The organism is Azospirillum isscasi (genome assembly GCF_030849505.1).
Lineage (GTDB): Bacteria > Pseudomonadota > Alphaproteobacteria > Azospirillales > Azospirillaceae > Azospirillum > Azospirillum isscasi.
Map to the genome: position 1 here is coordinate 1 of NZ_JAUJFI010000070.1, position 14,598 is coordinate 14,598.

11 protein-coding genes and 1 pseudogene are annotated in these 14,598 nt (G+C 69.2%); 7 read left to right on the forward strand and 5 right to left on the reverse strand.

Annotated features, from left to right (window positions below; genetic code table 11):
- Positions 1 to 986 (reverse strand): annotated as a pseudogene (locus QSG27_RS15210) (hypothetical protein); the annotation flags it as partial.
- 373 nt (positions 987 to 1,359) lie between these two features.
- Between QSG27_RS15210 and QSG27_RS15215 the strand changes: the two are divergent.
- Positions 1,360 to 1,656 carry a Rid family hydrolase gene (locus QSG27_RS15215; RefSeq protein ID WP_306707519.1) on the forward strand — a complete coding sequence of 99 codons (297 nt, stop codon included), beginning with the start codon at positions 1,360 to 1,362 and terminating at the stop codon, positions 1,654 to 1,656.
- A gap of 144 nt (positions 1,657 to 1,800) precedes the next feature.
- Here QSG27_RS15215 and QSG27_RS15220 read toward each other — a convergent pair whose 3' ends face one another.
- On the reverse strand, positions 1,801 to 1,986 hold the full coding sequence (locus tag QSG27_RS15220) for a hypothetical protein (protein ID WP_306707520.1): 186 nt from the start codon (positions 1,984 to 1,986) through the stop codon (positions 1,801 to 1,803).
- Between the two features lie 230 nt (positions 1,987 to 2,216).
- Between QSG27_RS15220 and QSG27_RS15225 the strand changes: the two genes are divergently transcribed.
- The 3 genes from QSG27_RS15225 (at position 2,217) to QSG27_RS15235 (ending at position 4,842) form a co-directional block, all read left to right on the forward strand.
- Positions 2,217 to 2,930 (forward strand): response regulator, encoded by a 714-nt coding sequence (locus tag QSG27_RS15225; RefSeq protein ID WP_306707521.1) that lies wholly within the window; start codon positions 2,217 to 2,219, stop codon positions 2,928 to 2,930.
- A gap of 199 nt (positions 2,931 to 3,129) precedes the next feature.
- On the forward strand, positions 3,130 to 3,732 hold the full coding sequence (locus QSG27_RS15230; RefSeq protein WP_306707522.1) for a 2-hydroxychromene-2-carboxylate isomerase: 603 nt from the start codon (positions 3,130 to 3,132) through the stop codon (positions 3,730 to 3,732).
- A 117-nt stretch (positions 3,733 to 3,849) separates the two neighbouring features.
- Positions 3,850 to 4,842, forward strand: coding sequence for a potassium channel family protein (locus QSG27_RS15235; protein ID WP_306707523.1), 993 nt, complete (start codon positions 3,850 to 3,852; stop codon positions 4,840 to 4,842).
- 6 nt (positions 4,843 to 4,848) lie between these two features.
- On the opposite strand, the gene ccoG (QSG27_RS15240) is transcribed toward QSG27_RS15235, so the two are convergent.
- A complete protein-coding gene (gene ccoG, locus QSG27_RS15240; protein WP_306707524.1) occupies positions 4,849 to 6,300 on the reverse strand; it encodes a cytochrome c oxidase accessory protein CcoG in 1,452 nt (483 codons plus the stop codon).
- Between the two features lie 277 nt (positions 6,301 to 6,577).
- Positions 6,578 to 8,014, reverse strand: coding sequence for an aminotransferase-like domain-containing protein (locus tag QSG27_RS15245; RefSeq protein WP_306707525.1), 1,437 nt, complete (start codon positions 8,012 to 8,014; stop codon positions 6,578 to 6,580).
- 154 nt (positions 8,015 to 8,168) lie between these two features.
- Here QSG27_RS15245 and QSG27_RS15250 point away from each other — a divergent pair, with 154 nt between their 5' ends.
- On the forward strand, positions 8,169 to 8,549 hold the full coding sequence (locus tag QSG27_RS15250) for a hypothetical protein (protein WP_306707526.1): 381 nt from the start codon (positions 8,169 to 8,171) through the stop codon (positions 8,547 to 8,549).
- Positions 8,550 to 8,797: 248 nt separating this feature from the next.
- Here the strand turns inward: QSG27_RS15250 and ppc are convergent, their stop codons facing one another.
- On the reverse strand, positions 8,798 to 11,629 hold the full coding sequence (ppc, locus tag QSG27_RS15255; protein ID WP_306707527.1) for a phosphoenolpyruvate carboxylase: 2,832 nt from the start codon (positions 11,627 to 11,629) through the stop codon (positions 8,798 to 8,800).
- Positions 11,630 to 12,093: 464 nt separating this feature from the next.
- On the opposite strand from ppc, the gene ccoG (QSG27_RS15260) reads away from it, so the two are divergent.
- The gene (ccoG, locus tag QSG27_RS15260) at positions 12,094 to 13,572 is read left to right on the forward strand and encodes a cytochrome c oxidase accessory protein CcoG (RefSeq protein WP_306707528.1); all 1,479 of its coding nucleotides are present in this window, start codon (positions 12,094 to 12,096) and stop codon (positions 13,570 to 13,572) included.
- A 136-nt stretch (positions 13,573 to 13,708) separates the two neighbouring features.
- The gene (locus QSG27_RS15265; RefSeq protein WP_306707529.1) at positions 13,709 to 14,563 is read left to right on the forward strand and encodes a glycosyltransferase; all 855 of its coding nucleotides are present in this window, start codon (positions 13,709 to 13,711) and stop codon (positions 14,561 to 14,563) included.
- Positions 14,564 to 14,598: the final 35 nt, after the last annotated feature.

A 14,598-nucleotide genomic window follows, 5' to 3' on the forward strand; every position in this document is an offset into this window, starting at 1 on the left:
GTGGCCGGCTCCGCCGCCTTCGCCAGCGGGTCGGTGGCGACGGCGCCCTCGTCGGGCTTGGGCAGGACGCGGCCCAGCACCTCCACCGGCACCTCCGGACGGTTCACGAAATAGGCGGAGTAGAGCGCCTGCCGGAAGGTGACCGGGTTGCCGGAGGCCACCGACAGCTCCACCCCCTTCCAATCGTCGCCGCTGAGATTTTCCAGAACGGCCCAGCCCTGAAGGTCGCCCGTGCCCTCCTCGGTCCCCTTCGCCGATTCGGGGAGGGTCAGGCGGTAGGTGGCCTTCCACAGCGGGGCGGCGACCACATAGGCGACGCGGATGGTGCGCTCGGCCCCCGCGTCCGCCTGCGGGGCGGTGGTGCGGATGGTCAGGCGCCGCCGCTCCCGGCCCGCTGATTCGGCGACGGCGGCCAGGGCGGAGTCGAGCTGCGCCTGCACCCGCGGGTCGGCGAATCGCAGGCTGTCGGTCTCCTCCAGAACGAGCTGGCGCAAGCCGTCCGCCGTCATCAGGCTGACGCGGTGGCGGGTGACGGTGCCGCCGCCGTTGGGAAGCTGGGCATATTCCTCAGTCACCGACAGAAGCCGGCCCGACACCTCGCGCGAACCGGTGGTCCGCACCTCCGCCCCCTTCATGGCGTTCAGCAGGGCGGTGGGGGAGGCGAGGTCGTCCGGCGTGAAGGGCAACTCGCGGAAGGCCGTCTCCAGCGGTTCCTGCCCCGGCAGGTCCACCGTGCCGACGCCGCCCCGGTCGTCGTAGACCACGATGCTTTTCAGCACGTCGTCCACCTGATCGCGGCGCACCTCCAGAGTCAGTGCCGCGTCGCCGGTGACGCGCGCCTCGTGCTCGAAATAGCCGACGCCGCCGGTGGACAGCAGCACCCGCTTCAGCGCCAGCGCTCCCGGCGGCTGGTCCGCCGCCAGGGCGGGCGCGGCCAGCAGCGGCACGGCAAGGGTGAAGAGGGCGGCTTTCGTGATCCCGGACATGCGGGTTTCTCCCGTTATGAACGACTTGTCATGGACGACTTGGGCATTCCCGGCCCGACTGACTGGCCCGGCTTACGCTTTCATTTGGGAAAGATTGGGGCAGGCGGGAAGGACGGGACCGCGCCGACATGCCGCGGAACCGCTGCATGTCACGGTTTGCGCGGCCCGGGCCTCCTGTGACATAAAGATGTCAAGTCTGTTGGGCTGAAAATGCAGCAGGCAAACAATAGGGAGTGGAAGCGTCATGGAGCACAGCGGGAGCGGAGCCGGACTTGCGGCCGGCAGCCGGATCGATGGCTGGCGGGGCGGCTGCGCGCGTGCCCTCGTGGGGGGTGTCCCGGGTGGTGTTCCGGGCGGGCCGGAGCGGCGGTGGGTGTTCGTTCCCGGCACCTCCGGCTTCGACGCGGAACGCCGGACCATGGCCGGCGACGTGGAGGAGCAGGTCCGCCAGACCCTGCGCAACATCCGCAGGGCGCTGCGGAAATCGGACGCCGATTTGTCGGACGTGGTGCGGATGCGGGTCTATCTGGCGGACGCCGCCGATTTTCCCCGGGTCCAGCCGATCCTGGCGGAGCAGTTCCGCGACAGCCCGCCCACCGGAACGACCGTCGTCTGCCCCCTGGCCGACCCGCGCATGAAGATCGAAATCGAGGTCACCGCCCGCTGCTGAACGGCCCGTGCGCCGGGCCGGCCTGTTGCCGCCGCCCCTCGCAGAGCCGCCCCTCGCACAGCCAGCGTTTCATCATGACCGGCCACCGGCTGCGGTTCTCCCACCGCCGCCCCGGCCTTTGCGCGGCGTTGGGAGCGAGGCGGTTCATACCTCGCCGACCACGGTGCGCGCCGATTCGATGTGGCGGCGGGCTTCTGTCAGAAGCGCGCGGTGCTGGGCCAGCGCCTCGCGGATCGGCAGGCGGCTGTTGTAGACGCGCACCTCGTTCAGCAGACGGTCGGCACGGTCGAGATGGGCCATCCGTTCCAGGCACTGGTCGAGCACGGACATCGTCGTTCCCCTTCGGTGCGGGCTTTTGCCACTCGCCTCGCGGCTCAGGGAAATAAACCAACCGCCGATGACGGCGTGATTTCAGGAAGCAGGCATTTTCGTTTCGATCGCGCAGCGGGATGTTTCAACCGATTCACCCATCAGTCGCGGGGCGAGTGCCTGTTACGGGCTTGTAACCGATTGCGTGTACCCACGGGTGTGAGCTATGAAGGGGACGGGAGGTAAGGGTCATGCACATTCTCGCGGTCGATGATGACGAGCCGGTGCGCGAACTTCTGGAGTCCTATCTGGCTTCGGAAGGCTATCGTGTGACCACCGCACCGGACACGGCCGCGGCGAAGAAGGCGTTGGAAAGCGATCCCATCGATCTGGTGGTCTGTGACCTGCGGCTTCCGGACGGCGACGGGCTGGGGCTGGTCCGCCAGATCCGCACCGAGTCGCATATCCCCGTCATCATCCTGTCGTCGAAGGACCAGGATGTGGACCGCATCGTCGGGCTGGAACTGGGCGCCGACGACTATCTGACCAAGCCGTTCAACCCGCGGGAGCTTCTGGCCCGCATCAAGGCCGTGCTGCGCCGCGTCTCCGGTGAGGGGCGCCCCCCGCGCAGCCCCGACGACCTGCGCGCCGTCGTGCAGTTCGCAAACTGGGAGCTGGACCTGACCGCCCAGCGCCTGCGCAACCAGGACGGACGCGAGGTGGAGCTGACCAAGGCGGAGTTCGGCCTGCTGGCCGCTTTCGTGAAGCGCCCGCAGCGTGTGCTGACCCGCGATCAGCTTCTGGACCTGACCCGCGCCGACGGGGCCGAGGTGTTCGACCGCTCCATCGACGTGCTGATCCTGCGCCTGCGCCGCAAGATCGAGACGAATCCGAAGGAACCGCGGATCATCAAGACCGAACGCGGCGCCGGTTACGTCTTCGACGCCAAGGTGAAGACGGTCTGAACCCCCGTCCCGTTCCGGCGGGCGCACGGCGTTTTTTCACCACGGAGACACAAAGACACAGAGGGATGGCGATGGAACGCTCTCCGCATCTCCGTGTCCCAGTGGTTCATCGCCGTCGCGAGGAGTGCCGGCTGCGGCTGGACGGAACCTTCGGCGCGGGTTAGCCTTTCCCGAAAAGCAGAACCGGGAGGACGCGCGGATGGCCGAACCCATCGATTTCTATTTCGACTTCGCCTCGCCCTACGGCTATTTCGCCAGCCGCCGCATCGAGGAGCTGGCGGCGGCGCATGGCCGCACCGTCACGTGGCGCCCGATCCTGCTCGGCGCCATCTTCAAGGTGACGGGGATGAAGCCGAATCTCCAGCAGCCGTTGCGCGGCGAGTATCTGGTCCATGACGTGGGCCGGATCGCCCGGCTGACCAAGGCGCCCTTCACCTATCCCGACTCCGCACCGGCCAACAGCGTCGCCGCCTCGCGCGCCTTCTACTGGCTGACCGACGAGCATCCCGAGCAGGCGAAGCTGCTGGCCCGCACCCTCTACCACGCCCATTGGGGGGAGGGGCGCGACATCGGCCCCGCGGAAACGGTGGTGGAGATCGCCGGCACGCTGGGCCACGACCGGGCGGCGGTGGCGGCGGCCCTTCAGGACCAGACCGTCAAGGACCGCCTGCGCACCGAGAACGACGCCGCGGTGGACCGCGGGGTCTTCGGGTCCCCCTTCGTCATCGTGGACGACGAACCCTTCTGGGGCTGGGACCGGCTGGACATGGTGGACCGCTGGCTGGCGACCGGCGGCTGGTGAGGCGGCCGCAGGCGAAGCGGTGACTGTCGGGTCCGTTCGGGGAAGGCGGTTGAAAGTCCTGCCAAAAGGACCGGCGGTGGCGCTATAAGGTGGGCACCACCGACAACCGCTTCGCGCATGGACCAGACCCTTTCCGACCGCCGCACCAGCAAGGCCGCCGGCCCCGCCCATACGTCCCGCCCGCGCGCCCGCCGCTCCTGGCTGACCGGCGCGGTGCTGACCGCGCTGATGCAGGGCATGATCGCCCTGTCCATCCGGTCGGTGTCGGGCGATCTGGCCTTCGCGCTGCTGGGGTCGGTCGGCCTCGTCGTCGGGGCCTTCCACTATCTGTTCCCGGGAAGCCAGTTCTTCAGCCTCGCCCTGGCGAACTTCATCGGCGTGTACGCCTGCGTCTTCGTCTTCTTCCTGGAAAGCAACTTCCACACCATCCCGTCGCACATCCAGGCCGCCGCCTTCGCGATCCCGCTGATCGCCTTCCTGGGCGGCGCCTGGTGGCGGGCCGACACGATCCGCAGCATCGTGATGTCGCGGCGCCTGCGCGACGGCGGCCATTTCGACCGCATTTTCCTGTGGATGGCGCCGGTCTGGGGCATCGGCGCGCTGACCTTCCTGCTGCCGGGACGTGACGTGTCGCCGGAGATGCTGACCGCCGTCTTCCTGCTGTCGATGACGGCCATCGGAGTCGTCGTGGCCTTCGTCGCGCGGGACATCGCCGTCTTCCTGCTCGACGCCGGGCTGCTGTTCGAGGGCTTCTTCCAGCAGGCGGCCCGGCTGGTGCTGCCGGCCTTCGCCTTCCTGACCTTCTATTCGCTGTGCATCATCATGTTCGGCGCCTTCTACACCATCCTCGACCGCTTCATGGTGGAGCCGAACTTCATCATCGACGGCGTGCGCCGCGACCTGACCTTTCCGGAGGGGCTGTATTTCTCGCTGGTGACCTTCGCGACGGTCGGCTACGGCGACATCCACCCGGTGACCGGCGCGGTGCGGCTGATCTGCGGGATCGAGATCGTGATGGGGGTCCTGCTTCTGCTGTTCGGCTTCAGCGCCATCATCGGCCACACCGCCCCGCGGGACCGCCGCGACCGGGATCGCGACGGCCCGCTGTGACGCCGGTCAGGGGGCGAGGAACACCGTTTCGGCCTGATGGACCGCGCCGTCCGACAGGCGGGTCAGGGTAAGGGTCAGCGGCGTGGAGCCCGCCGCCGCCGCACCCGCCGGGGCACGCACATGGACGCGGTGGGTCTGCACGGTGTCGGGCTCCGCGTTCAGCAGGGCCGCTCCGCCGGCCACCGCCACCGCGGCGCCCTTGGGGCCGGCGACGGTCAGGCGGTAGTCCTGCGGCGCGCGGGTCATGTTGGAGATCTTGACCGTGTAGCTGTTCTGCACCGCGCCGTCGGACAGGGTGACGTAGAGCGGCGCGCGGTCGCGCAGGACGGACACGTCCACGGTCGGCTCCAGCAGCACGCCGAGCGCCATCATCCCGCCGACCACCAGCATCACCAGCGAATAGACGATGGTGCGCGGGCGGACCAGCCGGTAGGGCTCCGGCTTGCGGGCCACGGCCTTGGCGGCCTGGGCGGATTCCGTGTCGTAGCGGATCAGCCCGCCGGGGCGCCCGATGCGGGCCATCACGTCGTCGCAGGCGTCGATGCACAGGCCGCAGCTGATGCAGTCCATCTGGAGGCCGTCGCGGATGTCGATCCCGGTCGGGCAGACCTGGACGCAGGCCGTGCAGTCAATGCAGTCGCCAAGCCCCGCGGCGGACCGTTCCGTCCAGCTCTGGTCCTTGCGCAGCGGCGCCCGTCCGTCGCCGCGCCAGTCCTGATAGGTGACGGTGAGGCTCTCCTCGTCCAGCAGGGCCGCCTGGATGCGCGGCCAGGGGCAGACATAGACGCACATCTGCTCCCGCATGAAGCCGGCCATGGCGTAGGTGCAGGCGGTCATGAACAGAATCCAGCCGGTCGCCACCGGCCCCGGCTGGAACCGCAGCAGATCCGCGGCGTAACCCGGCGCGTCCACGAAATAGAGGATGGCCGAGGCCCCGGTGGCCAGCGCGATCAGCAGCCAGACCGCGTGCTTGGCCGCCTTCTTCGCCAGCCAGCCGGCGTTGCGCGGGCCGTTGTCCAGCCGGATGCGGGCGCCGCGGTCGCCCTCGATCCACTCCTCCACCTTCACGTAAAGGTCGGTCCACACCGTCTGCGGGCAGGTGTAGCCGCACCAGACCCGCCCCGCGAGCGCGGTCGCCAGAAACAGCCCGACCGCCGCCAGGATCATCGCCCCCGTCAGGTAGTAGATGTGCTGCGGCCAGAGCTCCAGGGCGAACAGGTAGAAGCGCTGGCTTTCCAGGTCGAACAGGATCGCCTGGTCGGGCAGGCCGGCGCCGCGGTCCCAGCGCAGCCAGGGCAGCAGCGCGAAAAGCGCCAGCAATCCCAGCATCAGCGCCGACTTGATGCGCCGGAACCGGCCACGGGCGGCCTTCGGGTAGATCTTCCGGTGCGGTGCGTAGAACGGGGCCGGGGCGGAGGGCGGAGGGGGAAGGGTGGACGAGCGGGCAAGATTCTGCATGGCGTGCCTCTGCGCAAACATCCGGGCCGCCAGAGCGGCGGCCTGCGGCATGGCGCGGAGTGTATGCCTACATTGACCGCGCCCGCAAGCGCGATTGAATGCATTCAATGTCGGTCATGTATGGAAACCAGCGGTGTTTCCTGAGGCGATCCCTGCACTGCGGCGATGTGAAGCAGGGGGTGATGGGGCAGCCAGGAAACAAACCCTCGCACCGGGCCCCCACCCGTCCGGGCACGCCGATTTTCATACCCCGCCGATTTTCATACCACGATGAGTCTCAGATGATGACGCCCGCGGCGGGAGGCAGGACCAGGGCGTCGGCCAGAACCTCCAGCGCGCGGCGGGTCTCGGCGCGGTCCAGCGGCGCACCGAGGCAGAAACGCAGGGCCGCGGGCACCTCCGGCGTGGTGGCGAAGGCGTCGGCGGCCACCGCGGAAATGCCCCGGCTGCGCAGATGGGCGGTGAAGTCCCCGCCGGTCCAGCCGTCCGGCAGGGTCAGCCAGAGATGGAAGGCTTCACGCTTCGTGACCACGCGGTCCGCCGGCAGGAGCGATTCGGCGAGCGCGCGGCGGGCCATGGCCTCCGCCCGGATGGCGTCGCGCACCGCCTCCGCGGTGCCGTCGGCGATCCACAGGCGGGCGACGGCGGCGGACAGGGGCGAGGCGATCAGCGTGGTCGCCCGCTGCGCCGCCGCCACCCGGCGGGCCTGCCGGGCGTCGGGTGCCGCCACATAGGCGATGCGCAGCGCCGGCGACACGCATTTGGCAAGGCCGGCGACATGGTAGGTGAGGTCCGGCGCAAAGGCGGCCAGCGGTGGCGGCGCCCGTTCGGGCAACGGGCCGTAGATGTCGTCCTCGATGATCGGGACGTTGTGCTCGCGCACCGCCGCGGCGACCGCCCGCCGCCGCTCCTCCGGCAGGGTCGCGGTGGTCGGGTTGTGGAAGGTCGGGATGCAGTAGAGCGCCTTGGGCCGATGCTCCCCCAGAACGGCGCGCAGGGCGTCGGGGTCGATGCCGTCCGCGTCCATCGGCACGCCGACCACCCGCAGCCCGAGTTGCGCCGCCGCGGCACGGAAGCCGGGGTAGGTCAGCGCCTCGGCACAGACCGTGTCGCCGGGGCGAGTCAGGGCGGAGAGCAGGGCGAGCAGCGCCGCCTGGGTGCCGGGCGCCACCAGCACATGGTCCGACGCGAGGCCGGGCAGGCGGTGGCGCAGCCAGTGGACCGCCGCCTCCCGGTCGTCCGGGCTGTCCGCCCCGTCCGGATAGCGCAGCAGGTCCGGCAGGCCCAGCCCCGCCGTGGCGGCGGCGATTCCGCGGCTCATGCGGGCGGTCAGGGCGGCGGACTCCTCCGGTTGCGGCGGCTGGTTCATCGCCATGCTGACGGCGAGGGGAGGCGCTGCCGCCGCCTGCGGTTCCGCGGGAGCGGGCTGGACGGCGGGGCCGCCCTTGCGGACGAAGGTGCCCTGGCCGACCCGCGCGTCCACCAGCCCGCGGTGGCGCGCCTCGCCATAGGCGCGGCTGACGGTGGTGAAGTCGATGCCCAGCCGGTCCGCCAGAATCCGCTGCGGCGGCAGCCGGTCGCCGGGCCGCAGCCGCCCCGCCCCGATGTCCGCCGCGATGGCGTCCGCGATGGCGAGATAGACGGGCCGGCTGCGGTCCTCCAGGGAGGGCACCCAGTCAGTATGATGAGCGGCGGGCGAGGAAAGGGGCGGCATGGCGGTCCTTGCGGGGGAGTCGGGGTCGCTCTCCCCTCCCATCATAAGGCCCGGCATTGTATGGATTGTCAATATGCCCCCCGCAAGCCCGGACGCTCTGGTGACGCTTCCGGCGCAGCCTATGTTGTGTGGAACTGCGTGGGGAGGCCGAACCATGGATGTCCGTCGTCGCCCGATCAAGCGGCCGTGTGCAACGCTCGCGCTCGCCCTGCTGGCGGGGGGCTGCACCGGTTTCCAGCCGGTGCGGCTGGCCACGGCCGAGCCCGGCGCGGTGGCCGCCCTGAACCGCCTGAGCCCGGCCGGCTGCAACGGGACGGTGGCCGCGGCCCTGGCCGGCGCGGGCATCCCGCTGTCCGACGTGCGCGGGCTGGTCTATGGCCTCACCTACGGGTTCGAATATGTCGTGCGCTACGACGCCTGGGTCGCGCTGAACAGCCAGCCGGGGGCGGTGGTGGTGACCATGGACGAGTTCTGCCAGCCCATCCAGATCTACGCGCGCGGCGGCGCCCGCCTGCCCGAACGGAAAGCCGGATAGAAAAAAGGCCACCGGGGCGGTCCCCGATGGCCTGCGAGTCTAGGGAGGAAACGTCCAGGACATCGTGCCGACCGCCGCAAGAGCGGCACGCACAACGCTTGAACACAGGAAGAGCATACTAGTATATCACTATGGTGGCAAGCGTGAAGTTGACGGGGCCGGACGATTTCGGCTGTGGCGTTCGACCGTTCCTGGCCCGGCTCTCCCCCATCCCGCCGGCGGGCGGAACGGAGGAGGGCGCGCCGGGATCAGCCGCTGTTGCGCAGGCCGGCGGCGACGCCGTTGATCGACATCAGGATGCCGCGCCGCACCCGCTCGTCGCTGCTTCCGGCGCGGTGGCGCCGCAGAAGCTCGACCTGGACGTGGTTCAGCGGGTCCATGTAGGGGAAGCGGTTGCGGATGGACCGGGCCAACAGCGGATTCTCGCCCAGCAGGTCGTCATGACCGGTGATCGCCAGAAGCTGGCGGCGGGTGCGCTGCCATTCCTCGCAAATGCGTCCGAAAATGCGCTCCCGCAACTCGGCGTCCTCGACCAGCTCCGCATAGCGCGAGGCGATGGCGAGGTCGCTCTTGGCCAGCACCATGTCCATGTTGGACAGCAGCGACTTGAAGAAGGGCCAGGCGCGGTTCATGCGCTGGAGCAGGGCCATCCCCTCCGGCTCCTCCTGCAACCACGCCTCCACGGCGCTGCCGAAGCCGTACCAGCCCGGCAGCATCAGGCGGCACTGCGCCCAGGAGAAGACCCAGGGAATGGCGCGCAGATCCTCGATGCGGTCCGACTTGGTGCGCGAGGCCGGGCGGCTGCCGATGTTCAGCGTGGCGATTTCCGAAATCGGCGTCGCCGTGCGGAAATACTGGGTGAAGCCCGGCGTCTCGTAGACCAGCCCGCGGTAGGCGCCGAAGGCCAGCTCCGACAGCCGCTCCATCGCCGCGTAGAAGGACTCCGCCGGCTCGACGTGGTTCTCCAGGTCGAGCAGGGTGGCCTCCAGCGTCGCGGCGGTCAGGACCTCCAGGTTGCGCTGCCCGACCTCCGGGCGCCCGTACTTCGACGCGATGACCTCGCCCTGTTCGGTGATGCGGATCTGGCCGGACACGGCGCCATGCGGCTGCGCCAGGATCGCCTGATAGCTGGGGCCGCCGCCGCGCCCGACCGAGCCGCCGCGGCCATGGAACAGCCGCATCCGCACGCCGTGCCGGTCGAACAGCTTCGCCAGCTCGATCTCCGCCTTGTACAGCTCCCAGCCGGAGGTGAGGAAGCCGCCGTCCTTGTTGCTGTCGGAATAGCCGAGCATCACCTCCTGCTCGTCCCCGCGCGAGGTGACCAGGGCGCGGTAGGCGGGCAGGGTGAACAGCCGCTCCATCGTGGCCGGGGCCTGCCGCAGATCCTCGATGGTCTCGAACAGCGGCACGATGTTCAGGCCGAGCGCCGGAGCGCGGTCCGCCGCCCCCGCCGCCGGGCGCAGCAAGCCCGCCTCCTTCAGCAGAAGCGCCACCTCCAGCAGGTCGGAGGCGCCGTCCGTCTTGGAGATGATGCTGTTCGGCAACGCGGCGGCGCCGTAGGTCTCGCGAAGCTGGCGGGTGGTGAAGAAGATCGCCAGCTCGCCCGCCGTCTCCTCGGAATAGGCGTGGTAGGGCGAGTAGAGCGGGCGGGGGCTCTGGATCTCCTCGGCCAGCAGGGCGATGCGCTCGTCCTCCGGCAGGGCGGCGTAGTCGGCGCAGCGCCCGGCGACGGCCAGCAGCTCCGCCACCGTGCGCTGGTGCACGTCGGAATTCTGGCGCAGGTCGATGGGCGCCAGATGGAAGCCGAAGGTCTTCACCGCGATGATCAGACGGCGCAGGCGCCCGGCGGCCAGACGCCCCGCCCCGTGGGCCTTCAGCGAGGCGGCCAGGATCTCCAGGTCGGCCAGCAACTCGGCGCTGGTGGCGTAGGGGTCGCTCTTGCCGACCGCGTTGCGCAGCGCCTCATGCTGGTCGAGCGTGCGCGACGTCGCCGCCAGACGGGCGTAGATGCCGGTCAGGGCGCGGCGGAACGGCTCGTCCGCGCGGTGCGGCGAATGGTCGGGCGAGCGCTTGGCCAGCTCCTCCAGCTCCGGCGAGGTGCCGAGCAGCAGCTCGGACAGCGGCAGCTCCCCGCCCAGCTCGTGGATCTCGGTCAGATAGTGGTCGAGGGCCGCGGCCGATTGCAGGCGCATCGCCTCGCGCAGGATCGGCGCCGTGACGAAGGGGTTGCCGTCGCGGTCGCCGCCGATCCAGGAACCGATGCGGAAGAAGGCCGGCAGCGACCAGTCGCGGTCCGGGAAGCGCTTGGCCAGCAGATCCTCGAAGCGGCAGGACAGCTTCGGCAGCTCCGCGAAGAAGGTGTCGGTGTAGTAGGAGATGCCGTTCTTCACCTCGTCGATCACGGCGAGGCGCTGCGGGCGCAGCATGCGGGTGCGCCACAGGGTCAGGATGGCCTCCTGGAGCGCGTCCATGTTGGCCTCCGCCTCCTCCGGCGTCAGGCGGGAGCGGTCGCGGGTGTCCAGCAGGGCGGCCACCTTGTGCTCCAGCGCCAGGATGCTCTTGCGCTGGACCTCGGTCGGGTGGGCGGTCAGCACCGGGCTGACCTGCGCGATGTCCAGCACGCCGGCCAGCCGGTCGGCCGCGACCCCGGCGGCCTCCAGCCGGTCCAGCGCGTAGGGCAGGGTGCCCTCCCGCGGCGGCGAGCCGGCGATGGCGTGGTCGCGGGTGCGGCGGATGTGGTGCTGGTCCTCGGCGATGTTGGCGAGGTGCAGGAAGTAGGAGAAGGCGCGCACCACCGACATCATCGTGTCGCGCGGCAGGCCGTTCAGGATCTCGGCCATTTCGCGCCGGGCGGAGGCGTCATCGTCGCGGTTGAAGCGGACCGACGCCTGGCGCACGCTCTCGATCACGCCGTAGACCCCGTCGCCCTCCTGCTCGCGCACGGTGTCGCCCAGCAGGCGGCCCAGCAGGCGGATGTCCTCCCGCAGGGGGAAATCCTTGTCGTCGGTAGCGGTGTCGGTATGGGGGGTGTCGGCTTCGGTGACCGGAGCGGTGGGGCGGAGGGCGGCGTCGGTGGTCATCGTGGGTCGCTCCGGCTGTGCGAAGGTGAAACCGTCGAAGAAGGGTAGGCTGGCAACTGTAAAGCAGTTCGCTGCACCTGCTAAAGCCCTTTTCCCCTTATGGGAGAACGGCTTCGGCATGGTCGCGGGCGGCGCGGTCCCGGTTGCGCCGGTTGCGGTGCGGCGTATGCCCGGATCTATCACGTGGCGGCGGTGCCCGCCACGGCGGCGCGCGGTCCTTCCGCCATGCGGCGATGGCCGGCGTTATACTAGTATATCAAAGTTTCTGGCAAGCCGCTTGGCCGGCCCGTCAGCGGGCGGCGGCCCTGAAAGAGTGCCGGTCCCCGTAAAAATCCGCCGGGACCCGGCGCCGGTTTGCGGATTCGCAAAGGCAGCGCCGTGCCGTCTTCCTACCCTGCGGGGACGGCCCGCGCCCTGTCCTGCCCCTGCCCATTTGTCCGCGGACCGAACGACGGACGAGCATGATGAGCGTTTCCACGACCGAACCGCAAACCGCCCCCCAACCGGTGGCCCCCGCGCGCAAGAGCAGCCTCTACGCCAAATACAACAAGGTCTACCCGAAGTCGGTTGCCGGCACCTTCCGCCGGCTGAAATGGCTGACGCTGATCCTTCTTCTCGGCCTCTACTACGCCGCGCCCTGGATTCGCTGGGACCGCGGCCCCAACGCGCCGGATCAGGCGGTGCTGGTCGATCTGCCGGGCCGCCGCCTGTATTTCTTCTTCATCGAGCTGTGGCCGCAGCAGGTCTATTACCTGACCGGCGCGCTGATCCTGGGGGCCATCGGCCTGTTTCTGGCGACCGCGCTCGCGGGCCGCGTCTGGTGCGGCTACGCCTGCCCGCAAACGGTGTGGAGCGACCTGTTCCTGTGGGTGGAGCGCCGGATCGAAGGCGACCGCGGCGACCGCATCCGCCTGGACCACGCCCCCTGGTCGCTCGCCAAGCTGTGGAAGAAGGCGGCCAAGCACGCCGCGTGGCTGCTGATCGCGCTCGCGACCGGCGGCGCCTGGGTGTTCTACTTCAACGACGCCCCGACCCTGGCGCTGGAGATGCTGCGGTTCGAGGCGTCCTCAAGCGTGCTGCTGTTCATCGGGCTGTTCACCGCCACCACCTATCTGCTGGCCGGCCATGCGCGCGAGCAGGTGTGCATCTACATGTGCCCCTGGCCGCGCTTCCAGGCGGCGATGCAGGACGAGGAAAGCCTGACCGTCACCTATGAGGACTGGCGCGGCGAGGGCCGCGGCCACCTCAAGCGCTCGCAAAGCTGGGAGGAGCGCCAGGCGGACGGGCTGGGCGACTGCATCGACTGCGGGTCCTGCGTCCATGTCTGCCCGACCGGGGTGGACATCCGCAACGGCCCGCAGCTCGCCTGCATCGGCTGCGGCCTGTGCGTGGACGCCTGCAACGACGTGATGAGGAAAATCGGGCGGCCCGGCGATCTGGTCCGCTTCGACTCCCTGAACGCGCAGATCGCGCGGGCTGCGGGCGCGAAGCCGGTGTTCAAGCTGGTCCGCCCGCGCACCATCATCTACACGCTGCTGCTGATCGTCGTCGGCGGGATGATGACCGCCGGTCTGGTGCTGAAGCCGACGGCGGACGTGAACATCCTGCGCGACCGCGCGCCGCTGTTCGTCACCCTGTCCAACGGCGACATCCAGAACGCCTACACGGTCAAGGTGCTGAACATGACGCGGGCGGCCCAGACCTACCGCCTGTCCGTGACCGGCCTGCCCGGCGCCGTCCTGTCGGTGGCCGGCGGCGAGGGTGAAGGGTCGGACGGCTCCGTCGCGGTCCAGGCCGATCCCGACAGCGTGGCGACCCACCGCGTGCTGGTCCGCGTGCCCAAGGAGGCGCTGCGCCAACCCTCGACCCCCACGGCCTTCGTCGTCACCCGCCAGCCGGACGGGCTGGCCGTCCAGCATGAGACCGTCTTCCTCGCCCCCTGATCCCGGCCTTCCTCCCGCCCCCGGCAGCGCCGCCCCGCTGCCGGGGGCAGGGGACGGGGTTGCCTGGAGCGCCGGGCCTGTTGCATAACGGCATCCGATCGGGGAGTTCCCCAACGGCGTCGTGAAGGTTTCCTCCATGGAAGTGTTGCGGTTCTCGCCGGACGACTTTTCCCATGAACTGCTGGCGCTCGAAGTCGCCAAGCTCATCAAGGACGAGACGCCTCCGGCAGAGCCGATCATCTTTCACGGCTATTGGAACGGCACGCTGAATGAGAAGCATCTCATTTCCGTGAAAAGCTGCTATCTGTTCAATGTGCGCGGCGGCAAAAACAAGATCGTGATCTGGACACAGAATTGCGACGACAACGCCTATCTGGACGAGATCCGGCAGTACGCCGAGGTGCGCGCCTTTTCCGAACGCGACGAATGCCGCGGCACCTTTCTCGACGGTCATGAATTCGGACGATCGATCGATGCGTCCTTTTATTCCGACATCGTGAGATACATCCTTCTCTACAAGTATGGCGGGGTGTGGTTCGATCTCGATTGCCTGTTCCTGAGGAGCGTCATCCCGCTCCTCAACCAGTTTCCCGGCAAGATCCTCGCCTACCGGTGGGAGCAGCAGAACTATCCCAACGGCGCGATCTATGTCTCTCCCACGCCGCTCTCGGAGACGATGAAGCGGAACATCGAATTCATTCAGAAACGGGGCTGCGGCTGGGGTTTCCAGCAGGCCGGCCTTGTTTACGACACGCCGATGGACATCCTCGTGCTGCCGTGCCCCTGGTTCGATGCGGGTTGGATCGACAATCCGGTGCTTCACTTCAACGGCTTCATGAAGGCGTCACCGGTCGAATACGACCTCGACACCTTCTTTCCCGGCGCCTTCTGCTTCCACTGGCACAACAAATGGTTCGACGCCATCGAGCCGGCGAGCCCGATGGACCGGCTTGCCAGGGACATCGACCGCCGGCTGTCCTTGGAGAGCTGAGCGGCGCCGCGATCTTCGCGGCTCCCCCCTGTTGA